This is a genomic window from Citrobacter sp. MGH110, from assembly GCF_001037515.1.
GTDB classification, from domain to species: domain Bacteria; phylum Pseudomonadota; class Gammaproteobacteria; order Enterobacterales; family Enterobacteriaceae; genus Citrobacter; species Citrobacter portucalensis.
In genome coordinates, this window is record NZ_KQ089830.1 from 988,048 (window position 1) to 1,013,650 (window position 25,603).

Here is a 25,603-nt window from a genome sequence, read left to right on the forward strand (position 1 = left end):
GGCAACGCAGCGAATCGCCAGGAGCTTACTTAAGTAAGTGACTGGCGTGAGCGAGCAAAGCCAACGCACTTGCAGCTTGAAGTATGACGGGTATAAAGGCACACGCCAGAAGGTACGGGCAATGTTAAAATTTATATTACGTCGCTGTCTGGAAGCGATTCCGACGCTGTTTATTCTTATTACGATTTCATTCTTTATGATGCGCCTTGCGCCGGGTAGCCCATTCACCGGGGAACGCGCATTGCCGCCAGAAGTGCTGGCGAATATTGAAGCGAAATATCATCTCAACGATCCCATCTCGACGCAGTACTTCAGCTATCTGAAACAGCTGGCGCACGGCGATTTTGGACCATCCTTTAAATATAAAGACTACACGGTTAACGACCTCGTTGCCTCGAGCTTCCCGGTTTCTGCGAAGCTGGGTGCGGCAGCCTTTATTCTGGCGGTGCTCGTCGGTGTTAGCGCCGGAGTGATAGCCGCGCTGAAGCAAAATACACGTTGGGACTATACGGTGATGGGGGTGGCAATGACCGGGGTGGTTATCCCCAGTTTCGTGGTCGCTCCCTTATTGGTCATGATATTTGCCATAACCTTGAAATGGCTACCCGGCGGGGGCTGGAACGGCGGGGCGCTGAAATTTATGATCCTGCCGATGGTAGCCTTGTCACTGGCCTACATCGCCAGTATCGCCCGTATTACTCGCGGTTCGATGATTGAAGTACTGCACTCTAACTTTATTCGTACCGCACGCGCTAAAGGGCTGCCGATGCGGCGGATTATTTTCCGCCATGCGTTGAAACCTGCGCTGTTGCCAGTGTTGTCCTATATGGGACCGGCATTTGTCGGCATTATCACCGGTTCGATGGTTATTGAAACCATTTATGGTTTGCCGGGTATTGGCCAGTTGTTCGTCAATGGGGCGTTAAACCGCGACTATTCGCTGGTTCTTAGTCTGACCATATTGGTGGGTACGCTGACCATCGTGTTTAACGCGATTGTCGATGTGCTGTATGCCGTTATCGACCCGAAAATTCGTTACTGATACTGGAGCTCGCTATGATGTTAAGTAAGAAAAACAGCGAGGCGCTGGAGAATTTCAGTGAAAAGCTGGAGGTCGAAGGCCGCAGCCTGTGGCAGGACGCGCGTCGACGCTTTATGCATAACCGCGCGGCGGTAGCAAGCCTGGTGGTGCTGGTAATTATTGCGCTGTTCGTGACGCTGGCACCGATGCTGTCGCAGTTTACCTACTTCGATACTGACTGGGGCATGATGTCCAGCGCGCCGGATACGGAATCAGGCCACTATTTCGGTACTGACTCTTCGGGACGAGACCTGTTGGTGCGCGTGGCAATTGGCGGGCGCATTTCGCTGATGGTCGGCATTGCGGCGGCGTTAGTCGCGGTGGTTGTTGGTACGCTGTACGGTTCTCTGTCGGGCTACCTCGGCGGAAAAATTGACTCGGTGATGATGCGTCTGCTGGAAATCCTCAACTCCTTCCCGTTCATGTTCTTCGTGATCCTGCTGGTCACCTTCTTTGGGCAAAATATCCTGCTGATTTTTGTCGCTATCGGGATGGTCTCCTGGCTGGATATGGCGCGTATCGTGCGTGGACAAACGCTGAGTCTCAAGCGCAAAGAGTTTATTGAAGCGGCGCAAGTGGGTGGGGTGTCTACCGTGCGTATCGTTATCCGCCATATTGTGCCGAACGTGCTGGGGGTGGTGGTGGTTTACGCTTCATTGCTGGTGCCGAGCATGATCCTGTTTGAATCCTTCCTGAGCTTTTTGGGACTAGGTACGCAGGAGCCGTTAAGTAGCTGGGGTGCGCTGCTCAGTGATGGTGCCAACTCTATGGAAGTCTCACCATGGCTGCTGCTGTTCCCGGCTGGTTTCCTGGTGGTCACTTTGTTCTGTTTTAACTTTATTGGCGATGGCCTGCGTGATGCCCTCGACCCGAAAGACCGTTAAGGAGTGCAGCCATGAGCGTAATTGAAACCTCAACCGCGCCGCTCGCGCAACAACAGGCTAACGCACTGCTGAACGTAAAAGATCTGCGCGTGACGTTTGCTACCCCCGACGGCGATGTAACTGCGGTCAACGATTTAAACTTTTCTCTGCGGGCCGGAGAAACGTTGGGTATTGTCGGTGAATCCGGTTCGGGTAAATCGCAAACGGCCTTTGCCCTGATGGGGCTGCTGGCGGCGAATGGTCGTATCGGGGGCTCCGCAACGTTCAACGGGCGTGAAATTCTGAATTTACCGGAACGTGAACTGAACAAACTGCGCGCCGAGCAAATCTCGATGATTTTCCAGGACCCGATGACGTCTCTCAATCCGTACATGCGGGTCGGGGAGCAGTTGATGGAAGTTCTGATGCTGCATAAAGGCATGAGCAAAGCGGAAGCTTTTGAAGAGTCGGTCAGAATGCTGGATGCGGTGAAGATGCCGGAAGCGCGTAAGCGTATGAAAATGTATCCGCATGAATTCTCCGGTGGTATGCGTCAGCGCGTAATGATCGCCATGGCGCTGCTGTGCAGGCCCAAATTACTGATTGCCGATGAACCAACCACTGCGCTCGATGTGACGGTACAGGCGCAAATTATGACGCTGCTGAATGAACTGAAAAGTGAATTCAACACCGCGATTATCATGATCACCCACGATCTGGGGGTTGTTGCCGGTATTTGCGATAAAGTCCTGGTGATGTATGCCGGACGTACTATGGAATACGGCAGTGCGCGGGATGTCTTTTATAAACCCGTTCATCCGTATTCGATTGGTTTGCTAAATGCCGTACCTCGTCTGGATGCCGAAGGGGAAGAGATGCTCACTATCCCTGGCAACCCACCGAACTTACTGCGTCTACCAAAAGGTTGTCCATTCCAGCCGCGTTGCCCGCATGCGATGGAAATCTGTAGCAGTGCTCCGCCACTGGAGGAATTTAGCCCAGGCCGTCTGCGTGCCTGCTTTAAGCCGGTGGAGGAACTGGTATGAATACGGTGACCGAACAACGTAAAGTGCTCCTTGAGATTGCCGACCTTAAAGTCCATTTCGATATTAAAGATGGCAAACAGTGGTTCTGGCAACCGTCTAAAACCCTGAAGGCGGTTGATGGCGTAACCCTGCGACTGTATGAGGGCGAAACCCTGGGCGTGGTCGGTGAATCAGGCTGCGGGAAATCGACCTTTGCCCGTGCGATTATCGGCCTGGTGAAGGCCACCGATGGAAAGGTTGCCTGGCTGGGTAAAGATTTACTGGGCATGAAACCCGATGAGTGGCGGGAAGTGCGCAGCGATATCCAGATGATTTTCCAGGATCCGCTGGCATCGTTAAACCCGCGCATGACCATTGGTGAAATCATTGCCGAACCGCTGCGAACTTATCATCCGAATCTTCCTGGTCAGGAAGTCCGCGACCGTGTGAAGGCGATGATGATGAAGGTTGGATTACTGCCCAACCTGATTAACCGCTACCCACATGAGTTTTCCGGTGGCCAGTGTCAGCGTATCGGTATTGCCCGCGCGCTGATCCTTGAACCAAAGTTGATTATCTGCGATGAACCGGTTTCGGCGCTGGATGTATCAATCCAGGCCCAGGTGGTTAATCTGCTGCAACAGCTTCAGCGCGAAATGGGATTATCGTTAATCTTCATTGCTCACGACCTCGCGGTGGTTAAACACATCTCCGACCGTGTGCTGGTTATGTATCTCGGACATGCGGTGGAATTAGGGACTTATGACGAGGTGTACCATAACCCGCTGCATCCTTATACCAAAGCGCTGATGTCTGCGGTGCCGATCCCCGATCCGGATCAGGAAAGGAACAAGGTTATCCAGTTGCTGGAAGGCGAGTTACCGTCCCCGATTAATCCTCCTTCCGGTTGCGTGTTCCGTACGCGCTGTCCGATTGCTGGACCGGAATGCGCAAAAACGCGCCCGGTTCTGGAAGGAAGTTTCCGACATGCAGTTTCCTGCCTGAAAGTAGACCCGCTATAATCCTGAGGGCTGACAAAGGTCAGCCCTTTTTTTGGTGAGGTATCTGTGCCAGGTTTAGTCTCTTCTGTCCGCCGTGCGCTCTATCGCAAATTATTTGATTTAAACACCCGTTCAGGGCGTCGCTTTGAAGGTATGTGTGCGCTATTTGCCTTGCTCAGCGTTATCGTTATCTTCATTGAGTCCGGAGTAGGGACGCAATACCATTTAACCTTTGAGGAATGGCGCGTTTTTGTCTGGCTGGAGATCTTTATTACTCTGGTCTTCACCCTCGAATATCTTCTGCGCTTATGTTGCTGGGCTAACCCTGCTAAATATGTGTTCAGCTTCTGGGGGATAATTGACCTTGCCACCATTCTGCCGCTGTATGTGATGTGGCTATGGCCGGAAATCAGTCTGAGCTATGTTTTCGCCTGGCGAGCGATGCGTGTCCTGCGCGTCCTGCGTATTCTCAAGCTGCTGCGCTTTATGCCTTCTCTACGGGTGTTCTGGAATGCGTTAAAAAGCGCCCGACATCAGCTGATGCTGTTCTATTCCTTTATCGCCATCCTGATGGTGGTTTTTGGCGCGATGATGTATCTGATTGAAGGGCCAAAATATGGGTTTACTACGCTGAATGCGTCGGTGTATTGGGCGATTGTTACTGTAACCACCGTCGGCTATGGCGATATCACGCCGCACACACCGTTGGGGCGCATGGTGGCGTCTGTGCTTATCCTGATTGGTTACTCGGTGATTGCAATACCGACGGGATTGATTACCACGCACATGAGCAGTGCGTTCCAGCAGCGCGGGCACCAACGAAAATGTCCGCAGTGCCAGCAGGCGCAGCACGAACATAGTGCGCAATTTTGTAACCGTTGTGGAAGTAAACTGCCGGGTTAAAAATGAAAAAAGCTGCGAGAGCAGCTTTTTTGTTTGATTATTCGCGCCAGAGAATATGGCAGAGCTTATGATCTTTTTCGCGACATAATAAAACGCGCGCGAAAATATCGTTAATCTCGCCGTCTTCTGTATCTGCCAGACCAATCACCACCTCGGCAAAGAAGTCAGGGTTCAGGTCAAAATCAACATGCTCCTGCCAGTCTTCTGCCGGATCGAACAACTCGGCACCGCCACGCTCTTCAAACTGCAAATTGAACAGAATGATGTCGGCTGGATCCAGATTGTCCGCAGCAAGTTCGAGAAAAATGTCATAAGCCTGCTCAAGCGTTTCGTCTTCGGTCAGGCGATTGTTCAAATCCATATCCATAATGACTACCTGTTTACTGTCTGATGGGCACGTTTTACAGCAACGGACTAAAGAAGTAAAACAGTCGCTCTGCTATCCGCTGCCAGAGTGGTCGTTTTACCCACAAACGGGCATCAAGCAGGCGGGAACGCGAAATATAATCATCCTGCACTGCCGCGAGATCGCCACCGAATCCGGCATCATCAATGACCAGCGTGATTTCAAAATTGAGCCACAGACTGCGCATATCCAGGTTAACCGTACCGACCAGGCTCAGCTCGCCATCGACCAGTACGCTCTTGGTGTGCAGCAAGCCACCTTCGAACTGATAAATTTTAACGCCAGCCGCCAGCAGTTCGGTGAAAAAGGCCCGGCTTGCCCAGCCAACCAGCAGGGAGTCATTTTTACGTGGAAGAATGATACTGACGTCAACCCCACGCTGCGCCGCCGTGCAGATCGCGTGCAACAGGTCGTCGCTGGGGACGAAGTAGGGGGTGGTCATAATTAAATATTCACGCGCTGAATAAGCAGCGGTTAGCAGCGCCTGATGAATCAAATCTTCAGGGAAACCAGGACCCGAGGCGATAGTGTGAATGGTGTGGCCGCTGGCCTGCTCAAACGGCATGATATTGACGTCCGGTGGCGGAGGCAAAATGCGCTTTCCGGTCTCAATTTCCCAGTCGCAGGAATAGACAATGCCCATAGCAGTGGCGACAGGACCTTCCATTCTGGCCATTAAATCAACCCATTGCCCGACGCCCGCATCTTGTTTGAAGAAACGCGGGTCGACCATGTTCATGCTGCCGGTATAAGCAATGTAGTTATCGATCATGATCATTTTGCGGTGCTGACGCAGGTCCATACGGCGTAAAAATACACGCATCAGGTTCACCTTCAGCGCTTCTACAACCTCGATACCTGCGTTACGCATCATCGCTGCCCAAGGGCTGCGGAAAAACGCCACGCTGCCTGCGGAATCCAACATCAGGCGACAGTGAATGCCACGCCTCGCGGCAGCCATTAACGACTCGGCTACCTGATCGGCCATACCGCCTGGCTGCCATATGTAGAACACCATTTCGATGTTGTGGCGCGCCAGCTGAATATCACGGATCAGCGCCTGCATCACGTCATCTGAACTGGTGAGCAACTGCAGCTGGTTTCCCTTTACGCCAGCTATACCCTGACGACGCTCGCACAGTTTAAATAACGAAGAGGCGACGCTGCTGTTTTCCTGGGCAAAAATATGCTTGCAGGCCTTGAGGTCGTTCAGCCATTTGGCGGTTGAAGGCCACATCGCCCGGGCGCGTTCGGCACGTCGCTTGCCCAGGTGAAGTTCACCAAAGGACAGATAAGCAATAATTCCTACCAATGGCAGAATGTAGATGATCAACAGCCAGGCCATTGCGGAGGGCACTGCGCGTCGCTTCATCAGAATGCGTAACGTTACGCCAGCAATGAGTACCCAGTAACCCAGAATGACCAGCCAACTCACCACGGTGTAGAAGGTTGTCATAAATTTAAAAATCCTTTTGAAAGCGTATTGTTAAGAGTTTACGCATCAGGATTAATCTGGCAAATAAAAACACGGGAAAACCACTGGTCTGCATTCGGTCTGGCGTTATAATGGCCGCTCAGTGACTGGAAGAGTAGTTAACATGAAGCGTAGTAGAACGGAAGTGGGACGCTGGCGGATGCTGCGTCAGGCTAGCCGCCGTAAAGCACGTTGGCTTGAAGGACAATCGCGTCGTAATATGCGTATCCATACCATCAGGAAGTGCGTTCTCAACCACCAGCGTAACTCGTTGTTGTTTGCGATCCACAGCATCTGATCCCAAAAGGGCACCGCTGGCGGTGCCCAATGTCTGTTTTCCCGTATTGATTCTTAAATACTTTCCTGCCGTCATTATTGTTTTTGGTCCAGGTAAGAGATAACCATTTCATTATTTATATTATTGTCATCTTTCAGGTGCCGTATTTACTCGAAAAGAAGAATGCTGGTGACAAGAAAATATGTTTTTATTTCAGTGAGAACTGATACATTTTAACGATTAAACAACGAGACAGTATGATGGCATTCGACAAAATTAAAGCCGATACCCACCGTGAATTTGGTTATTTCTCATGGAGTAAACTAATAATTGGTACAGTAATTAGCAGAACATTCCGTATCATTGTGATGATGCGTTTATGCCAATACTGTGCGGTTTCGCGCACACCGCTGCGTATCATGCTCTATCCATTTAAGATCTTGCATCGGTGTGCTGCTCACATGTGCTCGATGGATTTTCCATCGAGCACACAGGTTGGTGCCGGGTTGGCTATCACTCATGGCTGGGGGATAGTGATATCGCCGAGTGCAAGAATTGGAAAGAACGTTACCTTATTTCATGGTGTAACCATCGGTCAGCGAGATACTATTCAGGGAGCAGGAACCCGCATCACGGGTTACCCCATTATTGAAGATGAAGTTTGGATTGGTCCAAATGCTGTCATCGTCGGCGGGGTTATCATTGGGCAAGGGAGTAAAATTGCTGCCGGGGCGTTTGTGACCGAAAGTATCCCGCCTTTTTCTATCGTTGTTGGTAATCCAGGTGTGATTGTTAAAACCGGGTGCATCCCAGACGTAATGAATAAAGCACCGTTGTTTCAAGAAAGAACTGTTGAAAAAACAGCAGCGTAAATTTCTCGCTGATTATACTTTTCTTTTTATTATCAATACGATGATTCTACAATCTGGGGCTAGTGGTTCATAATAGTGTGGTCAGGTATTACCCGTTATCCTATTCTGTTAGTTTATTGTCTTTTGAGGGAGGTCATTATGTGTACAAATCTTTTTGACAACGCTCGTCGCTACACTGACGAGAAAAAGTAACAACTAAAGCCGCTATCTGCGGCTTTTTTACTTGAGTGAATATTAGTATCCGAATGGATATGATCCCCATGTTTCTGGTCAAGCGTCAAAGTTGCAGGGCGTTAGTTGCCTCGGTATGTTCTGCTTGTTTAAATGCGCGTTGAAACATGGGGAGTAAAAGCGTACTGCCAAATGCACTTAGGTGGTTACTGTCTGAGTAAAGTGGACGTCCACCAGCATCTCCCCAACACCGCCCATCCTTGCAAAGATAGGGTAACGGATTGAGAATATTGACGCCGCAGCGCAGGGCCGCCTCATCTTGTGCTGCCCAAATGGCTGTTTGTCGCTGGTAATATTCATCGAGAGAAATAGATACTGTACTGTCTGACTTACCAAACATCAGTGCCCTGGCCATTGCATTAGGCACATCGACTGCCATTTCAGGAATAGGGCGGACCAGAAATACCCTCTGACTATTCTCTATGGAACACAGAGTTTTTACGAGTTGCTGGCTAAACTGCTGTGTTAAATTCTGATTGGGGTGTTCATTCGGTGTATCAAAAAATCCCATAGGAATATTAAAAAAATCGTCCTTTTCATTTTGTCCCAGGATAGCGAGGCTGCTTCTGTTGGCGATAAAGACGAGTTTATTTTTATATTCATTATTTAGTAAATTAATAGCTCGATCATTAAATAGTTTACAGTCATTATTAATATCCTCTCTTCGTTTCATGCCTAACACTGTCGGACAGCTCGCATAGGTCATCTCAACAACCGCACCGGGTGCAGCCTCTGCGACAGCTGAAACCAGCATGCTTGCATGACTGTCTCCCAGGACAATGGCCGTTAACTCTCCTTTGCCATATCTGCACATAGGAGACTCGCTTCCTTTACCCGGCGCGAGCAGACATTTTTCAAATCGGACTGCGTAATCAAGTTTCGGGATCATCGCTAATTCAATTGCCGGGTTAATTCTACCATCGACTTGCTGATAACGAGCCCCTGCGGCCATTCCACCAGTGCTCAAAATTAACAGTAATAGTATCCAGCTCTGTTTGCGTGCAGGGGTTAGCGCAAGCTGTTTGCGTGTCGGAATCTCTACGAGCAATAAAGAGATCTTTCCCAATAGCACACTCATTACAATGCCAGTAGCAATCCACCAGGGATTGTGATGTTTGTCGGCATAACTGAGCAGCACCGCAAGCGGCCAGTGCCACAGATAAATTGAATAAGAACTGGCACCTATCTGGCGAAAAATTGCCGTAGATGTAAAAAATGATCGCTGGCGATTAGCCGCAAGAACCAGCATGGTCCCCAGCACAGGGACCACGGCATAACTTCCCGGCCATGGTCGTGTCGCATCCAGGAGTGTGACTGACAGGGCAATTAAAATAAAACCCACCAACTCTAGTATCCGGGCTGGGCGTTGCGACATAGAATGCCGACGAGTTAGCCACCATACAGCTCCTCCAGCTAATAATTCCCAAATGCGGGTGGGGAGTAGATAAAACGCACTACCTGGGAGTCGAGGGCTCACGTAAATTGATAGAGCTAATGACAGTACGCCTGCGGCGATAAGTGCAAACTTAACACCCTGCCGGCCAAACCAGCGCCAGAGTAAAATGCAGCCAACAGGCAACAAAATGTAAAATTGCCACTCCACCGAAAGAGACCATGTGTGCAGCAACCAGTTTTCTCTGGAAGTGATATCGAAATAACCCGCTTCACGCCAAAACTTGAGATTGGAAACAAAAGTAAGCGCTGTGATCGCATTGGTTGCCAGCACATGATAATCAGCGGTGGGCAACCAAAACCAACCCAAGAAAAGTAACGTGCTACATAATGCAATTAAGGCAGGAATAATTCGTCTGGCACGTGCCAGATAGAAACTCCATAATGAAAAATTGCCACGTTCAAGGCCGTTCACGATGATGGCGGTCATCAGGAAACCTGATATAACAAAAAAAACATCAACGCCGATAAAGCCACCGCTAAATCCAGGTACGCCAAAGTGATAAAATACGACCGCTAATACAGCCCATGCTCGCAGGCCATTGATATCATGGCGGAATGCTTTAGGAGAGGGAGAGGCGGGACGGAACGAATCAAAAGCCATAATTGACTAAAATCCCGTATATCGTGACAACGCAGCCTGTCTGCATTGTGACAAATTAATCTCGACAGATAATAAAATACACTGAGGTTGAGTAAGAAACAATCAATGACACGCTAATAAACGGTCGTAGCTACCTTTTATAAGGGTACTTATCATTGCTTTGATATGCTGAATTAATGCATAGAGACGAGAAGTGAGGGCGTTTAGACTAATGTGCACCTAAATGCGCCCTCAATGGCTATGTATTTTGCTTACTGTTCAGTATTTTTATAAATGAAAATGGCTTTTTGTTTTGTCAAAATACTTTCTTGTAAGGTTTTACTGAAACCTGCGCATAAACGCCCGCCGCAACATACGGATCGGCATCAGCCCACGCCTGTGCCGCCTCCAAAGATTCAAATTCGGCAATCACCGTCGAGCCGGTAAAACCCGCCGCACCGGGATCGTTACTGTCGACTGCTGGCATGGGGCCCGCCGTGAGCAAACGACCTTCGTCATGAAGGAGTTGCAGGCGAGCCAGATGAGCAGGGCGCACGGAAAGACGTTTTTCGAGAGAGTCTGCGATATCTTGAGCGTAAATAACATACAACACGGGTAGGGCTCCTTGAACGGTAAAAGTCGTTAATAACGTTATTGGAAAGGCCTAACAACTGCAACGGAAAGATAACTGATATGTTAAGGCCATACTTTGAAAGTGGTTTTTTATCATAAAATCGCGTTTTAAATGTCAGTTAGCATCACGGGCTTATTGAATATGATTGCTATTTGCATTTAAAATCAGGGCCTGGTTTTTTTACTGAAACGATTATGACTTCAATGACCCTTGATTTACCTCGTCGCTTTCCCTGGCCAACGTTACTGTCTGTCGGCATTCATGGTGCCGTAGTGGCTGGTTTGCTGTATACCTCGGTACATCAGGTTATTGAACTACCTGCGCCAGCGCAGCCGATCTCTGTCACGATGGTCGCGCCTGCCGATCTCGAACCGCCTCAGGCCGTTCAGCCGCCGCCGGAACCCGTTGTCGAGCCTGAACCGGAACCTGAACCGATTCCAGAGCCACCAAAAGAGGCGCCGGTGGTGATTGAAAAACCGAAGCCCAAGCCTAAACCGAAGCCAAAACCGGTGAAAAAGGTGGAAGAGCAACCGAAACGCGATGTTAAACCAGCAGAACCGCGCCCGGCCTCCCCAGTGGAAAATACGGCACCTACTCGCACAATGACCAATACCGCGCCGGCAACTACCAGCAAACCGGTGGTCAGTGCGCCATCGGGTCCACGCGCTTTAAGCCGTAATCAGCCTCAGTATCCGGCGCGAGCTCAGGCGCTGCGCATTGAAGGCCGGGTAAAGGTCAAATTTAACGTAACGCCGGATGGCCGGGTTGAAAATGTGGAGATCCTGTCTGCACAGCCTGCCAATATGTTTGAGCGTGAAGTGAAAAATGCGATGCGTAGATGGCGTTATGAAGCAGGCAAACCCGGTTCCGGGCTTGTGGTGAATATTGTTTTCAAATTAAACGGCACAACGCAGATCGAGTAAGCATCAGGCCGTCCGGCAATGATCAAGAGTGATGATTGCCGGATAGCAGTACTGACGTGTGCTATCAGACCAACGTGGGAATTGGACGCGGTTTCCCGTCTTTATCAACGGCAACGTAGATAAACAGAGCTTCGGTGGCCTTATAGCGCTGCCCAATAGGTTCAGAAGCGACCTTCTTCACCCAAACTTCAATATTGATGCTGATCGAGGTTGTCCCGCGTTTCACACAGCGCGCATAGCAACACACCACATCACCTACGGCGACCGGGCGCAAAAAGCTCATCCCTTCCACTCGCACCGTTACCACACGACCATGTGCGATCTCTTTGGCCTGAATCGCGCCACCTATATCCATTTGTGACATCAGCCAGCCGCCAAAAATATCACCGTTCGCGTTGGTATCGGCAGGCATGGCCAGAGTACGTAAAACCAGTTCACCCTGGGGAGTGTTATTCGTTGTTGTCATTGTAGAACCGACTATAGAGAAAGATTACAGGCGCGATGCTACTAGAATTTGTGCGTTGAGAACAGAGGTGATGCGGCGTGCAGAGCAGATGTAAGTCAGGTTGTCAGCACAATGGAACGCGAGGGGATAAAAATTCGCCAGATCCGCAGATCTGGCGAGCATGAATTATGATTTATCTTCTTGCGGCAGATGACGGTAAATATAGACCCCACTCAGCAGCGTAAAGAATAAAGTCAGGGCGGTCAGGCCGAACACCTTGAAGTTGACCCAAATGTTCTGCGGTAGCCAAAATGCAATATAGATATTCGCCAGGCCACACAGGATGAAAAAGACGGCCCAGGCTAAATTAAGTTTCGACCACACTGACTGCGGTAGGGTCAGCTCTTTACCTAACATGCGTTGAATCAGCGGCTTTTTCATCACCCACTGGCTAACCAGCAGAGCACCAGCAAACAGCCCGTAAATCACCGTTACTTTCCACTTAATGAATTCATCGTTGTGGAAAAAAATAGTCAGGCCACCAAATACGGCCACCAGGACAAAGGTGATTAACGCCATCTTTTCGACCTTGCGATAGCGAACCCAGCTGTAAATCAACACTACAGCCGTCGCGACAATCAGCGCCGAGGTCGCCGCATAGATGTCGTAAAGCTTATAAAAAGCAAAAAAGACAACCAGCGGTAAAAAATCAAGAAACTGCTTCATTCTTCGATTCCGTCATCAAAAGCACCGGGTACAAGCCCGGAATGCGTTCAGGGTTTATTGGCGAATCAGCATGTACAGGCGGAACAAATAGATCAGCAACACGGCGGAGATCATATTGCTCAGCGTATTCGCCAATACCGCGCCTACATTCGGCGTAAGTACTGCAAAACTTGGCGCAAAAAGCAACAGCAGCGTTTTTGCCAGCAACCAACCGATCACTGCCGGCGCAACCAGTCGCATATTGGACCACGCCAGACGCATACTGTTGCGCATCGCGGCAAAGACACCCATTTTGTCCTGTACCAACATCACCGGTGCGAGTGCCAGCAGGATCGCCAGCAGAATACCGGGTACAACAACCAGCATAATACCGATTTGCACCAGCAGAGTAGTCAGAAAAATCAGAATAAACAGCTTCGGTAACACTGGCGCACTGGCGCCGATGGCACGTAACGCGCTGACGCGATGACCTGCTGAAATCAGCTGAATCATCAGGATGACCCCCCCGGCGAGGATGGCATTACCAATCAGACCGGAAAACGTCGACGCTGCGGATGCGCGTAGCAAAATTTGCTGTTGCTCCGGGGTCATGTTTTGCACCAGATCGAACAGCCCCACGCTGCTGGTTAACTGATCGCCTTCACTGAGTTGCGCAATTTGTGCGTCAGTGGGGGAAAAGGCATGCCCTAACACCACTGTGATAAACGCGCACAACAACGATACCAGCAAGATGGTAATGAATTGATTACGGAAAAAGTTTCCCGTGTCACGGTAAACGGATTTCGCCGTGATAGACATGCACTCTCCTTGAGTTTTGCAGGTGTTCATTTGCGGGCAATTGTACCCTGGATAACTCTACAGTGGCAGCATCGCGCGATGTATGGAAAAGCATATCTTTGTAAAGCTGCAGTAATTTTTGGCTATGACTTCAGCGTCGTGCATGAACGCTGTTTGTTATCTGCGCATCACGCGCAGATATCCATCAACCATCAGCAATGAGCTGGAGGTACTTGCACATTGAAAATATATCAAAATTGATCTGAATTAATTTAACCAGGATTTTGAATGCAAGTTCTAACTTAATCTGGATCAATAAATGTTAAATTATCAAAGTCAATGTGATCCATGTTAGATCACTTATTACTCCAATGTGGGTATATTCGTTCCGCTTTTATAACCATAACGATGGAGCGGACATGAAAAAATTAACAGTTGCAGCATTGGCTTTAACAACTCTTCTCTCTGGTAACGCATTTGCGCATGAAGCTGGAGAATTCTTTATTCGTGCGGGTTCTGCCACCGTCAGGCCGACGGAAGGTGCAGGTGGTACGCTGGGCAGCTTAGGTGGCTTTGATGTCAGCAATAACACGCAGTTGGGTCTGACATTTACCTACATGGCAACCGACAATATCGGTGTTGAATTACTGGCAGCTACGCCGTTCCGCCATAAAATCGGCACTGCTGCAACGGGTGATATTGCCACCGTACATCATTTACCGCCGACGTTAATGGCGCAGTGGTACTTCGGTGACTCCAGCAGTAAACTGCGTCCGTACGTAGGTGTTGGGGTGAACTACACGACCTTCTTCGATGAAGGCTTTAACGATAACGGTAAAGAAACAGGGTTATCGGACCTGAGTCTGAAAGATTCCTGGGGGGCAGCAGGGCAAGTCGGTATGGACTATCTGATTAACCGCGACTGGCTGATTAACATGTCGGTCTGGTACATGGATATCGATACCACCGCAAGCTATAAAATGGGTGGCGTCCAGCAGCGAGACAGTGTACGCCTCGATCCGTGGGTGTTTATGTTCTCTGCGGGTTATCGTTTTTAAGTTCTTCTGTAAAACCCCTGCAAAACTGGTCATCAAATGACCAGTTTTTTTTCATTCTTTTCCGCGCGTGTCGTTGTCTTGATCGGCCATTATTTTGCGCCTCTGGCCTGACAAAATTTGTGTGTCGATACCTCGCTATAAGCAGTGCAGCAGCAACTTTAATAGTAGAAGTGTTTGTCTGGAATATTACTTTTGTTTCTCTTCTCTTATGCATTATTGTTGCGGTTCATTTATTACGCACAAAAAAACCTGAAGATAGTCAGGGGATAATTTATCCAAAATGTTAACTATTGATAAAATTAAAGTAACATATCGTAAAATTTGGATATTTTATTTTTCATGGACGAGGATTTATACATCATGATATAATGTAATGCTAGGTTATTTACCTGTCGACTATGTAAATGAATTTTCGAGGAGATCATTCCAGTGGGACGTAAGTGGGCAAATATTGTTGCTAAAAAAACAGCTAAAGACGGTGCAACGTCTAATGTATATGCAAAATTCGGTGTAGAAATTTATGCAGCTGCTAAACAAGGCGAACCAGACCCAGAATTAAATACATCTTTAAAATTCGTTATTGAACGTGCGAAACAAGCGCAGGTTCCAAAACACGTTATTGATAAAGCCATTGATAAAGCCAAAGGCGGCAGCGATGAAACGTTCGTGCAAGGGCGTTATGAAGGCTTTGGTCCCAGTGGCTCACTGATTATCGCTGAAACATTGACTTCAAATGTTAACCGTACGATTGCTAATGTCCGCTCAATTTTTAATAAAAAAGGTGGGAATATCGGGGCGGCTGGTTCTGTCAGCTATATGTTTGACAATACCGGAGTGATTGTATTCGAAGGAACAGATCCTGATCATATTTTTGAAATTTTGCTTAATGCTGAAGTAGATGTTCGTGATGTAACCGAAGAAGAAGGAAACATCGTTATTTATACTGAATCTACAGATCTTCACAAAGGCATTGCAGCTCTAAAAGCAGCAGGGATTACTGAATTCTCTACCACAGAATTAGAGATGATTGCTCAATCAGAAATTGAACTTTCACCAGAAGATTTAGAAGTCTTTGCAGGGCTTGTTGATGCCCTTGAAGATGACGATGATGTTCAAAAAGTATATCATAACGTTGCAAATCTCTAATGATAGATTAAAGGAATCTGTCATTATGGCAGATTTTTTTAACTCATAGAGTTGTTATGAAGAAGAATGTCTGGCCAGATATGTCTATTCTAAAAAATAGATAAAAACCACTATCTTAAAAAAGAAAATGTAATAATTAAAATCTCTGGCCTTAACTTTATAAGTACGCGATATCCTGCATCCACTCAGCGCCGCTATGAACAATTGAGATGTTAACTCCATCATTCCAGATCATTCTGATGCAAGCACAACGTGAGTTCCTCACTTATCGCTGTCCCGACATTATGAGTGAAGCTTTTCATCAGATAGTGTGGTCCGCTTCACGCTCAGAGTCGTCCAGCGATTGACAGTCTCAGGCAGTATGGAAACAATGAGTACAAGTACACTGTTATTACAAACTCGGATATTTTCCATCGTCATCAACTAAAAAAATCTGAGATAGATACCAGGTATCATTTTCTTTGGACAACTGATATTCATAAATAGGTGAATAATACTGCCTTGATAATTTTGTCGTTACGACCGCTATTTTTTCAGTAATCTGAACCGATATGATCTTCTCTTGCTCAGGGTCATGACTAGACTCAGAACCAAAAGCTATAGGCTCGCCCTGAAAACCAGGTTTTGTATATTTTTTCAAAAGCTCATTCCAACCCTTCTGGGCCTGGAGCATAACTTCTTGCTTTCCATCGTTCTGATTTCTCTGAAATGACTGGTCATTCCAATATTTATAATCCCTCTGGAAAGCGGTGACTACCTGTTCCGGAGTATTTGCCAGTATGTCCCCAGCGCTTAAAAATCCAACGCTTAACACAACTAATTTAATCAACAGATGTCTCAACAAGTTCACCCATATTTGGCATGCTTTAAAGCAGTGTCTCGCAAGGGACTTTTTGAAGTCAACTTAATTAATAGCTGCACAACCAGGATGATTGAACTGTATAGATTCCGAGCATGCCTGATAGTGGTTAGCAACCAGGAAACATTCCCCTCGTTCTTCATTTAAACATTCTGGGGAAAACATCGAGCCTTTCTCCCCTTTGATGTAGTGCTACTCTTTAAGCAAACCAACTTTGAGGGTATTGCTGATGATGTTGACCCGCCATCTGCTACAGCAAAAAATCACACTTCTGGAACCGTTCTCCGAAGACCAAACGGCAGCGTTTGCCGTGAGTGCTGCACGTGAGTTATTGCTTTACATGGATAAAATTGAGGCGCTGGAGAAAATTATTGCGACTCCGGTTACACTACCTTATTGCAGCGCAAGTCCGGTTTGTGAGATTGAGGCGGGCTATGCCGCAGGCGTAAACGACTGCCGCGAGGCCATCCGGCGGGCAGGATATCCTATCGAAGGTGATGATTAGTTTGCGCTTATGTTAACAAATATGTGCTTTTAATGTATAAATCTGTAACCTAAGCGCGCGACTGCGGGCTACATCAACTTACCTGCTTCGGAGTGGCAAACATTCTCTATCAACGTACAACGCTGTTATGCAACAACATAAACGGGTAACCGATTTGGCAATACTGTTAACTATCAGGGTGGACTCGTGAAGATTGTGCAGGATAAGCTCAGAAACAGGCAGGCACTGCTGGTATCAGGGCTCATTACGTTGATATTTACTTCGTTGTTTCTGTTTATTATTTATGAACAGCGAATGGCCGCTGCCAGCGAAGGTGTCAACCGCCTGCAAGCGCGCATGATGGACATTTTTAACGATAACGAGCTGATCGCCGATGCGATTGGTGAGCGTTATCACCATATCAAAACGGGGGAACAATGCGGCGATATTTCAAAATTTGTTCTCCGGGATGAGGATGAATGGGGAATTAACGCCGATCCAAAGCGACTGCATTCGGCGACGGGGACAATGGTTGCCCAGCAAACCAGTCACAACGCGCTGTGTATGTATACGGCGGCTGAATTTATTCGCGGTATGGTCAATGAGCTAAACCCGGGCAGCTTCGATGCACATCGTTATATCATCGCCAAAAATTCAGATTATTTTTACTGGTTTATGGCTTCCGATTCACGCAATTTCAGCTTCTCAAATTCTGAAATGGCGCGGGATATCACTCAATTTTTCTACCCGCCCGTCGATTTCTATACCCGATTGCTGCAAAAAAACGTCAAAAACAAAGCCCTCAGTTCAACGAATTTCTATACCGATAAAATTACCGGTGAAAAAGCTTACAGCGTGGTGAGTTATATCTACGATCTGTCTGGCAAAGAGATATCAGACCAAATCGTAGCCTATCTGGTCTATGACCATTCAAAATCCGAATTGCAGGAAGCGTTGGCGCAGGCATTTGACTATCAAGTTCCACCGGAGCTGAATGTGGAGTTGGTGAATTTAACAAACCATGAGAGTCTCTGTTTATCCGGTAAATGTACCGGTCAATCCCGCTTTATGGTGCGTAATTTTTCAGAGAAATATGCGCTGCACTATTCGTTATCATTAGGTCGTTTTATGACGCGCGACACGCATGCAGGTATCGTGATTCTGCTGGCGCCGTTTTTCTTCATCATGATCAGCTTCTCGTTAAAAACATGGCTGAACGAAAGTGACCTCAAGGTTTATATTGATACCCTGACCGGTTGTTTTAACCGCCGAATTCTCGACATCATCAAGCGTCGGGATTTATCACACTGCTCGGTGGTGCTACTTGACTGTAATAAGTTCAAGGCCGTCAATGACACCTGGGGCCACGCGGCAGGCGATCGTGCGCTGCAAATTATCGCCAACAGAATGCTGTCAAACACCCGCACCAGTCACGATATTGTGATTCGTACCGGCGGGGATGAATTTATGATCCTGCTGTTTCGATCGCAGGCAACTGACGCTATAGCAATCGCGCAACGTATTAGTGGGCAGGTGACCAGCCATGTGTTTGTGGTGGATGGCCATACCGTGCCATTGTCAGTATCGTGGGGGATTGCAGAGGTGAATGGTGAACTTGATGCGGCCATTCAGAATGCGGATAGCGCTATGTATAGAATGAAGCACACGAAAGAAGGATAAAACCGCCAGAAATTTCTGGCGGTTGATTTAGCTTACTGGTGGGTGGCGGCTTTCATCGTGCTGACAAACGCTTTCAGCTCAGCCAGCATCTGTTCCGGTGCCGCAACATTTTTCTCAATGATTTTCACAATTGCCGAGCCGGAAATTGCACCGGCGGCACCGGCTTCAATAGCACCAGCGACCTGTTCAGGCGCAGAAATACCAAAGCCCTGTAAAGAAGGTGGCGCACCATATTCTTTCAGCTTTTCGACCAGATGATGCAGCGGTAATGCCGCACGATTTTCGGCACCGGTCACACCTGCACGTGAAAGCAGATAAGTGTAGCCACGACCATAAGAGGCAATCTGGCGTAGCAGTTCTTCATCAGCGTTCGGCGGGCAGATGAAAATCGGCGCGATGTTGTGGCGCAGCGCTGCAGTTCTGAACGGAGCTGACTCCTCAACCGGCACATCGGCTACCAACACAGAATCCACACCGACTTTCTCACAATGGGCGTAAAATTCATCAATGCCCTTACTGAAGACCAGGTTGGCATACATCAGCAACCCAATGGGAATCGTCGGATGCTTCTGGCGAATCAGCGCCAGCATTTCAAAGCATTGCGACGGTGTAATGCCGGCGGCAAACGCACGCAGGGTGGCTTCCTGAATAGTTGGGCCATCTGCCAGCGGATCGGAGAACGGAATGCCGAGCTCAAGAGCGTCGGCACCGGCTTCAATCAGCGTATCAATGATTTTCAGTGACTGCTCAACAGACGGATCGCCCAGGGTTACGAAGGGGACAAAAGCGCCTTCTTTGCGGTCCTTCAGCTGTGCAAACAGGTTTTCGTAACGTTCCATCAGATTTCCCCTCGCGCTTTCAAAATATCGTGTACGGTGAAAATGTCTTTGTCGCCGCGACCGGAGAGATTAACCACCAGCAACTGCTCTTTTTCTGGATTCTCACGCATCATTTTCAACGCGTGCGCCAGGGCATGGGAGGACTCCAGTGCCGGGATAATTCCCTCGTGCAGACACAGCGTTTTGAAGGCTTCCAGTGCTTCATCATCGGTGATTGAAACATAATCGGCGCGACCAATGCTGTTCAGGTATGCATGCTGTGGCCCCACTGACGGGAAATCCAGCCCTGCAGAAATAGAGTAAGACTCTTCAATCTGTCCTTCTTCAGTCTGCATCATTGGGGACTTCATGCCGAAGTATATCCCGACACGACCATGCTTCAACGGCGCGCCGTGTTCTCCAGACTCAATCCCGTGACCGCCTGGCTCTACGCCAATCAGACCTACGCTGGTTTCATTAATAAAATCGGCGAACATCCCGATGGCGTTAGAACCTCCGCCCACGCAGGCGATAACGGCGTCCGGCAGACGGCCTTCTTTTTCCAGAATCTGCGCCTTGGTTTCTTCACCGATCATGCGCTGGAACTCACGCACAATGGTCGGGAAGGGGTGCGGACCAGCCGCCGTACCGAGCATGTAGTGCGCGGTATCGTAGCTGCCAGACCAGTCGCGAAGCGCTTCGTTACAGGCATCTTTCAGCGTCGCGGAACCGCTGTGAACGGGGATAACTTCAGCGCCCATCAAACGCATACGGAAAACGTTAGGCGACTGACGTTCAACATCTTTCGCGCCCATATAAATACGGCATTTCAACCCCAGCAGTGCGCTGGCGAGAGCAGATGCAACACCGTGCTGACCCGCACCTGTTTCGGCGATGATTTCCGTTTTACCCATGCGCTTCGCCAACAACGCCTGACCCAGCACCTGGTTGGTTTTGTGCGCGCCGCCGTGCAGTAAATCTTCGCGCTTGAGATACAGCGTCGTGTTGGTGCCTTGAGTAATGTTCTGGCACTTGGTCAGTGCGGTTGGGCGACCCGCATAGTTTTTCAGCAGATCTGTAAACTGCGCCTGAAATTCAGGATCCTTTTGTGCGCTGACAAAAGCTTCTTCCAGCTGGCGCAGGGCAGGCATCAGAATCTGTGGCACATACATACCGCCAAATTCACCAAAGTACGGATTGAGTAATGTTGTCATGTCCTTTTCCTTAATATGCGCGCAGCGTCTGAAAGACCGAAGCCAGAAGACGTGCATCTTTGATGCCCGGCTGTGACTCTACGCCAGAATTGAAATCGAGACCGGCACAGCCGGTTTTTGCCGCGTCAACGCAGTTATCTGCGCCGAGTCCGCCAGCCAGTAAAACGTTATCCAGCGATTGTCCGCCTAAAAGTGACCAGTCGAAGCGTTGACCGCTGCCGCCCTGGCCGTTGTCGAAGACGTATTTATCGACATGCTGATAATCACGGGCTGGCAACGTCTCGCTGACGCTGAGTGCCTTCCAGATTTGCACCTGTGCGGGCAGTAAGTCGCGCAGGGCGTCAACATAGGACTGGTCTTCGTTACCGTGCAGTTGCACGGCAGTTAGTCCCAGCTCCGCCGCTGTTGCGCTCACGTCGGTAATATCTGAGTTGCGAAACACCCCGACGTATTGCAGCGGCGCGCCGGTCATGACCTCTCGCGCCTGTGCTACGTTGACCGCGCGCGGGGATGTGGGGACAAAAATCAAGCCGCCGTAAATGGCGCCTGCTTCGTATGCCGCATTTGCATCCTGAGCCCGGGTTAAACCGCAGACTTTATTCTCGCCGAGCAGTACACGACGCACGGCGGCGTGCAGATCATCATGCGACATCAGCGCAGAGCCAATCAGAAAACCGTTGGCGAAGTGGCTGAGCTCGCGCACCTGACCGTAAGTATTGATGCCGGACTCGCTGATGACGGTCACACCGTGCCCTAGTCGCGGCGCCAGTTGACGGGTGCGATTCAGATCAATCGACAGATCGCGTAAGTCACGGTTGTTGATACCAACGACTTTGGCGCCCAGTGCGATAGCACGCTCCAGCTCTTCTTCGTTACTGACTTCGGTCAGTACGCCCATTTTCAGGCTGTGGGCGACGGCGGCGAGTTGACGATATTGCTCATCATCGAGCACCGACAGCATCAGCAAACAGGCGTCCGCCTGGTAGAAACGCGCCAGGTAAATCTGGTAAGGATCGATAATAAAGTCCTTGCACAGAATCGGCTGCGGTGCGATGCGGCTGACGATAGGCAGGAAATCAAAGCTCCCCTGGAAATACTTCTCATCGGTCAGTACGGAGATCGCGGAAGCATAATGTTTATAGATGCTCGCAATCTGTGCCGGATCGAAGTCATCACGGATCACGCCTTTTGATGGAGATGCTTTTTTGCACTCCAGAATAAAGGCGGTGCGTGCACCTTGCAGCGCATCGTAGAAATCACGTGAGCCAGGCTGAACATCATTTTGAAAGCTGGCCAGCGGTTGTTGCTGTTTGCGGGCTTCTACCCAAATCGCCTTGTCTGCGACAATTTTCGCTAAAACGGTTTGCATCATTTACCCTCTTGCTGCCAGTGCAGTGACGCGGTCATAGGCCGCACCGCTACGCAGTACATTAATCACGGTTTGCGCATTGGCTTTTAAATCTTCTTCACCGTGCAGGCGCATTAACATGGCGACATTCGCGGCAACAGCAGCTTCATGAGCGGCTTCACCTTTACCTTGTAACAAGCGACTAAGAATGTCACGGTTTTCTTCCGGCGTGCCGCCAGCCAGCTGTTCCTGGTGATAAGGCGTCAGACCAAAGTCTTCTGCCGTCAGTTGATAACTCTTGATTTCCCCATCGTGCAGCTCTGCCACAATGGTCGGCGCATGCAGCGAAACTTCGTCCATGCCGCCACTGTGCACCACGGCTGCTCGTTGATATCCCAGCACGCGCAGCGTTTCAGCAATCGGTAGCACCAGTTCCGGGCTGTAAACGCCGATCAGCGCCAGCGGCGGATGCGCCGGGTTAATCAACGGGCCGAGCACGTTAAACAGCGTGCGGGTTTTCAGCTGCTGGCGTACCGGCATGGCATGGCGAAAACCGGTGTGATATTTCGGCGCAAACAGGAAGCACACCCCGAGGTCGTCTAGCGCCTGACGGGATTTATCAGCGTTCATATCCAGATTGATGCCAAATGCCGCTAACAGATCCGAAGAGCCAGACTTGCTGGAGACACTGCGGTTGCCGTGTTTGGCAACTTTCAGTCCGCAAGCCGCCGCAACAAAGGCGCTGGCGGTAGAAATATTGATGCTGTTGCTGCCGTCGCCGCCGGTACCGACAATATCGGCAAACAGATAATCAGGGCGCGGGAACGGGGCGGCGTTTTCCAGCAGCGCGGTTGCCGCACCGGCAATTTCATTCGGGTGTTCGCCACGAATTTTCATGCTCACCAGCGCCGCAGCCAGTTGTTCCGGCTTCAGTTCACCGCGAACGACTGCGGAAAACAGCTGGTGACTTTCCTGCTGGGACAGCGTCTGGGCCTGATACAGTTTCTCCAGAATGGGTTGCAGCGTATTGGTTTGTTCAAGCTTCTGTTGCGCCCAGGCCAGCGTTTGTTCCAGCAAACGCGCGCCCTGGGTGGTCAGAATTGATTCCGGATGGAACTGGAAGCCGCAGACGCGATCGGTATCGTGACGTACCGCCATCACCATGCCGTTAAAGTGGGCGTTAATGGTCAACCCAGCAGGTACGTTGCTGCCAACCAGTGAATGATAGCGTGCCACCGGCAGCGGATTCGCCAGACCAGCAAACATCGCCTGACCGTCGTGTTCAATGCTGGACGCTTTGCCGTGCAGGATCTCTCCGGCCTGGCCCACATATCCGCCATAGGCTTCAACAATGGCCTGGTGTCCCAGACAAATACCGATGATTGGCAGCTTGCCGCGCAAACGGGTTAACAGCTCCGGCATGCAACCCGCTTCGCTTGGCGCGCCTGGTCCTGGAGAAAGCATCAGCACCGGATTTTTCATGGTTGCTAAGCGGTCAATCAACGTCTGGGCCGGAATATGGTTGCGGTAAATCACCACGTTGTGACCATTAGTACGCAGCTGATCCGCCAGGTTATAGGTAAAAGAATCGATGTTATCAAGCAGCAGAATGTCAGCCATTAGAAGGTCTCCTGTGCGTGGTGCGCGGTAGCGATAGCACGCAGAACCGCGCGCGCTTTATTACGGGTTTCATCGGCTTCAGACTGCGGTACAGAATCCAGAACAATCCCGGCACCGGCTTGTACGGTGGCAATACCGTCTTCCACGAGGGCGGAGCGAATGACAATACAGGTATCCAGATCGCCATGCGCCGTGAAGTAACCTACCGCACCGCCGTAACTGCCACGGCGACGACCCTCTGCCTCGGCGATAAGCTGCATGGCGCGAACTTTTGGCGCTCCGCTTAACGTGCCCATATTCATACAGGCGCGGTAAGCGTGCAGCACATCCAGATCGCTACGCAGCTCGCCGACCACGCGCGAAACCAGGTGCATAACGAAGGAGTAACGATCGACTTTTGTGAGGTCAGCAACATAGCGGCTGCCAGGCGTACAGATGCGCGCCAGGTCGTTACGCGCAAGGTCAACCAGCATCAGGTGCTCAGAAAGCTCTTTATGGTCGGTACGCATCTCCAGCTCGATACGGCTGTCGAGATCGCGATCAAGCGAACCGTCCGCACGACGACCGCGCGGGCGAGTACCAGCAATCGGGTAGATCTCTATCTGGCGGCTGGTGGCATCATATTTCAGCGAGCTTTCCGGGGAGGCGCCAAACAGCGTGAAATCGTTGTCCTGCATGAAAAACATGTATGGGCTGGGGTTACTTTTCTTCAGCACATAGTAGGCCGCCAGCGGAGATGGGCAGGGCAGCGAGAAACGGCGGGATGGCACCACCTGGAAAATTTCGCCCGCGCGAATCGCTTTTTGCATGCCACGAACTACGGCGCCAAACTCTTCATCGCTCTGATTGCACTCGCAGCGCATCTGCGGGACTTCAGTGACCGGCAACGGCGGCGCAGGCTCGGTAAGCTGCTGGCTCAACTGCGCCAGACGAGAGTTAAGACGCTGTTTTTCCGCATCATTGGGGGTAAAAATACTGGCCTGAATACGGGTGCTTTTTTTCTGGTGGTCGATAACCATCAGCGTTTCTGCCAGATAGAAGCAGTAGTCAGGGCAACGGTTGCCCGCTTCAAGCTGTGGCAACTCTTCAAAACCCGCAACCAGATCGTAAGAAAACAGACCGCCGAAGAACATCGCTTCACGTTCTTGCACAGGAACATTCACCAGCTCCTGCAATAAACGGAATGCATCAAATACGGACAGGGAGCATAAGCGCGCGTCTTCATCGAGCAGTGGGCTGACGGCAGGGAATCGCAGATGGCGACCATTCGGCTGTTGTTCGTTCTCAACGCCAGCGGGCAGGGCAGCATCCAGCAGGGACAGCAGCGATGCGCCGTTTGCGGACAAAGCCTGAATAGTGACAGTGTCACCTAGAGCGGTAATGCGTAATGCGCTGTCGACCAGCAGCAGGCTCTTCAGATCGTCTTTGCTGTCGATGTCTGCAGATTCCAGCAGCAGTGTTGCTGGACGTGCGCCACACACCTGATGAAACAGCGCGGTCGGATTCTCACGGTAGGCGGCATCGCAGGCAAGCAGTTCGAGTGTCGGTTTTTGAGTTTGCATCGTTATTCTCATTAATTTTGTTCAAAAAAAAGCCCGCTCATTTGGCGGGCCGGGTATCTGGTTGCATATTGCAGACGTAAGACACTGCCCGAAATCAGGAAGTGCGCCACCAACCGTGCAGAACAAATGTTGCTTTCATCT

The 25,603-nt window shown here is 49.9% G+C and carries 26 protein-coding genes, 1 pseudogene and 1 other annotated feature; of the genes and pseudogenes, 12 read left to right on the forward strand and 15 right to left on the reverse strand.

Translation table 11 applies throughout. The annotated features are described in order from the left end of the window. Positions 1 to 121: 121 nt before the first annotated feature. Genes oppB through SK38_RS04755 form a run of 5 tightly spaced genes read left to right on the forward strand, consistent with a single transcriptional unit; the run spans position 122 to position 4,873 of the window. Positions 122 to 1,042, forward strand: coding sequence for an oligopeptide ABC transporter permease OppB (oppB, locus tag SK38_RS04735; protein WP_003020708.1), 921 nt, complete (start codon positions 122 to 124; stop codon positions 1,040 to 1,042). 14 nt (positions 1,043 to 1,056) lie between these two features. Then, a complete protein-coding gene (gene oppC, locus SK38_RS04740) occupies positions 1,057 to 1,965 on the forward strand; it encodes an oligopeptide ABC transporter permease OppC (protein ID WP_003020701.1) in 909 nt (302 codons plus the stop codon). A gap of 11 nt (positions 1,966 to 1,976) precedes the next feature. Further along, positions 1,977 to 2,990 (forward strand): murein tripeptide/oligopeptide ABC transporter ATP-binding protein OppD, encoded by a 1,014-nt coding sequence (oppD, locus tag SK38_RS04745; protein WP_003833364.1) that lies wholly within the window; start codon positions 1,977 to 1,979, stop codon positions 2,988 to 2,990. After that, positions 2,987 to 3,991: a murein tripeptide/oligopeptide ABC transporter ATP-binding protein OppF gene (gene oppF, locus SK38_RS04750; protein WP_008784949.1), complete on the forward strand. Its 1,005-nt coding sequence runs from the start codon at positions 2,987 to 2,989 to the stop codon at positions 3,989 to 3,991. Before oppD ends, oppF begins: the two co-directional genes overlap by 4 nt. Before the next feature lie 45 nt (positions 3,992 to 4,036). Next, entirely contained in the window at positions 4,037 to 4,873 is an 837-nt protein-coding gene (locus SK38_RS04755; protein ID WP_003833361.1) for an ion transporter, read from the forward strand. Positions 4,874 to 4,910: 37 nt separating this feature from the next. Here SK38_RS04755 and SK38_RS04760 read toward each other — a convergent pair whose 3' ends face one another. Both SK38_RS04760 and cls read right to left on the reverse strand, forming a co-directional pair. Continuing rightward, positions 4,911 to 5,240, reverse strand: a complete 330-nt coding sequence (locus SK38_RS04760) for an HI1450 family dsDNA-mimic protein (protein ID WP_003020691.1) — start codon at positions 5,238 to 5,240, stop codon at positions 4,911 to 4,913. 34 nt (positions 5,241 to 5,274) lie between these two features. Next, a complete protein-coding gene (gene cls, locus SK38_RS04765; RefSeq protein ID WP_003020687.1) occupies positions 5,275 to 6,735 on the reverse strand; it encodes a cardiolipin synthase in 1,461 nt (486 codons plus the stop codon). A gap of 142 nt (positions 6,736 to 6,877) precedes the next feature. Between cls and SK38_RS24885 the strand changes: the two genes are divergently transcribed. Continuing rightward, on the forward strand, positions 6,878 to 7,051 hold the full coding sequence (locus SK38_RS24885; RefSeq protein WP_122984013.1) for a YciY family protein: 174 nt from the start codon (positions 6,878 to 6,880) through the stop codon (positions 7,049 to 7,051). A 236-nt stretch (positions 7,052 to 7,287) separates the two neighbouring features. Beyond that, positions 7,288 to 7,902, forward strand: coding sequence for a serine acetyltransferase (locus SK38_RS04770; RefSeq protein WP_048235262.1), 615 nt, complete (start codon positions 7,288 to 7,290; stop codon positions 7,900 to 7,902). A gap of 277 nt (positions 7,903 to 8,179) precedes the next feature. On the opposite strand, the gene SK38_RS04775 is transcribed toward SK38_RS04770, so the two are convergent. Together SK38_RS04775 and SK38_RS04780 are read right to left on the reverse strand one after the other, a co-directional pair. Next, on the reverse strand, positions 8,180 to 10,189 hold the full coding sequence (locus SK38_RS04775; protein WP_048235263.1) for an acyltransferase family protein: 2,010 nt from the start codon (positions 10,187 to 10,189) through the stop codon (positions 8,180 to 8,182). A gap of 295 nt (positions 10,190 to 10,484) precedes the next feature. Beyond that, complete coding sequence (locus SK38_RS04780; RefSeq protein ID WP_048211485.1) at positions 10,485 to 10,781, reverse strand: YciI family protein; 297 nt, start codon at positions 10,779 to 10,781, stop codon at positions 10,485 to 10,487. A 215-nt stretch (positions 10,782 to 10,996) separates the two neighbouring features. On the opposite strand from SK38_RS04780, the gene tonB reads away from it, so the two are divergent. After that, positions 10,997 to 11,725, forward strand: coding sequence for a TonB system transport protein TonB (gene tonB, locus SK38_RS04785; RefSeq protein ID WP_170974248.1), 729 nt, complete (start codon positions 10,997 to 10,999; stop codon positions 11,723 to 11,725). Between the two features lie 64 nt (positions 11,726 to 11,789). Here tonB and yciA read toward each other — a convergent pair whose 3' ends face one another. The 4 genes and pseudogenes from yciA to SK38_RS25155 form a co-directional block, all read right to left on the reverse strand. Continuing rightward, a complete protein-coding gene (yciA, locus tag SK38_RS04790; RefSeq protein WP_008784945.1) occupies positions 11,790 to 12,191 on the reverse strand; it encodes an acyl-CoA thioester hydrolase YciA in 402 nt (133 codons plus the stop codon). A 165-nt stretch (positions 12,192 to 12,356) separates the two neighbouring features. Beyond that, on the reverse strand, positions 12,357 to 12,896 hold the full coding sequence (locus SK38_RS04795; protein WP_048235264.1) for a septation protein A: 540 nt from the start codon (positions 12,894 to 12,896) through the stop codon (positions 12,357 to 12,359). 54 nt (positions 12,897 to 12,950) lie between these two features. Then, positions 12,951 to 13,694 (reverse strand): YciC family protein, encoded by a 744-nt coding sequence (locus tag SK38_RS04800; protein ID WP_003020663.1) that lies wholly within the window; start codon positions 13,692 to 13,694, stop codon positions 12,951 to 12,953. A gap of 28 nt (positions 13,695 to 13,722) precedes the next feature. Beyond that, positions 13,723 to 13,800: pseudogene (locus SK38_RS25155) on the reverse strand (YkgJ family cysteine cluster protein); the annotation flags it as partial. Between the two features lie 292 nt (positions 13,801 to 14,092). Here SK38_RS25155 and ompW point away from each other — a divergent pair. Both ompW and SK38_RS04810 read left to right on the forward strand, forming a co-directional pair. Next, positions 14,093 to 14,731, forward strand: a complete 639-nt coding sequence (ompW, locus tag SK38_RS04805) for an outer membrane protein OmpW (RefSeq protein WP_003833354.1) — start codon at positions 14,093 to 14,095, stop codon at positions 14,729 to 14,731. Positions 14,732 to 15,160: 429 nt separating this feature from the next. Then, positions 15,161 to 15,877, forward strand: coding sequence for a YebC/PmpR family DNA-binding transcriptional regulator (locus SK38_RS04810; protein WP_003020658.1), 717 nt, complete (start codon positions 15,161 to 15,163; stop codon positions 15,875 to 15,877). A 391-nt stretch (positions 15,878 to 16,268) separates the two neighbouring features. On the opposite strand, the gene SK38_RS04815 is transcribed toward SK38_RS04810, so the two are convergent. Beyond that, on the reverse strand, positions 16,269 to 16,706 hold the full coding sequence (locus tag SK38_RS04815) for a hypothetical protein (protein ID WP_223240868.1): 438 nt from the start codon (positions 16,704 to 16,706) through the stop codon (positions 16,269 to 16,271). 259 nt (positions 16,707 to 16,965) lie between these two features. Between SK38_RS04815 and SK38_RS04820 the strand changes: the two genes are divergently transcribed. Then, a complete protein-coding gene (locus SK38_RS04820) occupies positions 16,966 to 17,241 on the forward strand; it encodes a hypothetical protein (protein ID WP_003833349.1) in 276 nt (91 codons plus the stop codon). Positions 17,242 to 17,427: 186 nt separating this feature from the next. After that, a complete protein-coding gene (locus tag SK38_RS04825; RefSeq protein ID WP_048235266.1) occupies positions 17,428 to 18,900 on the forward strand; it encodes a GGDEF domain-containing protein in 1,473 nt (490 codons plus the stop codon). 32 nt (positions 18,901 to 18,932) lie between these two features. Here SK38_RS04825 and trpA read toward each other — a convergent pair whose 3' ends face one another. The 6 genes from trpA to trpL all read right to left on the reverse strand — a co-directional run bounded on the left by trpA (position 18,933) and on the right by trpL (position 25,601). Next, on the reverse strand, positions 18,933 to 19,739 hold the full coding sequence (gene trpA / locus SK38_RS04830) for a tryptophan synthase subunit alpha (RefSeq protein ID WP_048235267.1): 807 nt from the start codon (positions 19,737 to 19,739) through the stop codon (positions 18,933 to 18,935). Then, a complete protein-coding gene (gene trpB / locus SK38_RS04835) occupies positions 19,739 to 20,932 on the reverse strand; it encodes a tryptophan synthase subunit beta (RefSeq protein ID WP_003020645.1) in 1,194 nt (397 codons plus the stop codon). Before trpB ends, trpA begins: the two co-directional genes overlap by 1 nt. Positions 20,933 to 20,942: 10 nt before the next feature. Further along, positions 20,943 to 22,301: a bifunctional indole-3-glycerol-phosphate synthase TrpC/phosphoribosylanthranilate isomerase TrpF gene (gene trpCF / locus SK38_RS04840; protein ID WP_048236417.1), complete on the reverse strand. Its 1,359-nt coding sequence runs from the start codon at positions 22,299 to 22,301 to the stop codon at positions 20,943 to 20,945. Positions 22,302 to 22,304: 3 nt separating this feature from the next. After that, complete coding sequence (gene trpD / locus SK38_RS04845; protein ID WP_003020639.1) at positions 22,305 to 23,900, reverse strand: bifunctional anthranilate synthase glutamate amidotransferase component TrpG/anthranilate phosphoribosyltransferase TrpD; 1,596 nt, start codon at positions 23,898 to 23,900, stop codon at positions 22,305 to 22,307. Then, a complete protein-coding gene (locus SK38_RS04850) occupies positions 23,900 to 25,462 on the reverse strand; it encodes an anthranilate synthase component 1 (RefSeq protein ID WP_048235268.1) in 1,563 nt (520 codons plus the stop codon). Before SK38_RS04850 ends, trpD begins: the two co-directional genes overlap by 1 nt. A gap of 23 nt (positions 25,463 to 25,485) precedes the next feature. Further along, positions 25,486 to 25,580: a sequence feature (Trp leader region), on the reverse strand. Further along, on the reverse strand, positions 25,557 to 25,601 hold the full coding sequence (trpL, locus tag SK38_RS23625; RefSeq protein WP_012905981.1) for a trp operon leader peptide: 45 nt from the start codon (positions 25,599 to 25,601) through the stop codon (positions 25,557 to 25,559). It overlaps the preceding feature by 24 nt. Between the last annotated feature and the right edge of the window lie 2 nt (positions 25,602 to 25,603).

Coding starts and splice junctions, on each gene's coding strand:
- oppF (WP_008784949.1), top strand. CDS start 2,987: ATGAATACGGTGACCGAACAACGTAAAGTGCTCCTTGAGATTGCCGAC.
- cls (WP_003020687.1), bottom strand. CDS start 6,735: ATGACAACCTTCTACACCGTGGTGAGTTGGCTGGTCATTCTGGGTTAC.
- SK38_RS04820 (WP_003833349.1), top strand. CDS start 16,966: ATGATGTTGACCCGCCATCTGCTACAGCAAAAAATCACACTTCTGGAA.
- SK38_RS04775 (WP_048235263.1), bottom strand. CDS start 10,189: ATGGCTTTTGATTCGTTCCGTCCCGCCTCTCCCTCTCCTAAAGCATTC.
- SK38_RS04795 (WP_048235264.1), bottom strand. CDS start 12,896: ATGAAGCAGTTTCTTGATTTTTTACCGCTGGTTGTCTTTTTTGCTTTT.
- SK38_RS04760 (WP_003020691.1), bottom strand. CDS start 5,240: ATGGATATGGATTTGAACAATCGCCTGACCGAAGACGAAACGCTTGAG.
- SK38_RS04770 (WP_048235262.1), top strand. CDS start 7,288: ATGATGGCATTCGACAAAATTAAAGCCGATACCCACCGTGAATTTGGT.
- trpB (WP_003020645.1), bottom strand. CDS start 20,932: ATGACAACATTACTCAATCCGTACTTTGGTGAATTTGGCGGTATGTAT.
- SK38_RS24885 (WP_122984013.1), top strand. CDS start 6,878: ATGAAGCGTAGTAGAACGGAAGTGGGACGCTGGCGGATGCTGCGTCAG.
- oppD (WP_003833364.1), top strand. CDS start 1,977: ATGAGCGTAATTGAAACCTCAACCGCGCCGCTCGCGCAACAACAGGCT.
- tonB (WP_170974248.1), top strand. CDS start 10,997: ATGACTTCAATGACCCTTGATTTACCTCGTCGCTTTCCCTGGCCAACG.
- oppC (WP_003020701.1), top strand. CDS start 1,057: ATGATGTTAAGTAAGAAAAACAGCGAGGCGCTGGAGAATTTCAGTGAA.
- trpD (WP_003020639.1), bottom strand. CDS start 23,900: ATGGCTGACATTCTGCTGCTTGATAACATCGATTCTTTTACCTATAAC.
- ompW (WP_003833354.1), top strand. CDS start 14,093: ATGAAAAAATTAACAGTTGCAGCATTGGCTTTAACAACTCTTCTCTCT.
- SK38_RS04850 (WP_048235268.1), bottom strand. CDS start 25,462: ATGCAAACTCAAAAACCGACACTCGAACTGCTTGCCTGCGATGCCGCC.
- trpCF (WP_048236417.1), bottom strand. CDS start 22,301: ATGCAAACCGTTTTAGCGAAAATTGTCGCAGACAAGGCGATTTGGGTA.
- oppB (WP_003020708.1), top strand. CDS start 122: ATGTTAAAATTTATATTACGTCGCTGTCTGGAAGCGATTCCGACGCTG.
- trpA (WP_048235267.1), bottom strand. CDS start 19,739: ATGGAACGTTACGAAAACCTGTTTGCACAGCTGAAGGACCGCAAAGAA.
- SK38_RS04800 (WP_003020663.1), bottom strand. CDS start 13,694: ATGTCTATCACGGCGAAATCCGTTTACCGTGACACGGGAAACTTTTTC.
- yciA (WP_008784945.1), bottom strand. CDS start 12,191: ATGACAACAACGAATAACACTCCCCAGGGTGAACTGGTTTTACGTACT.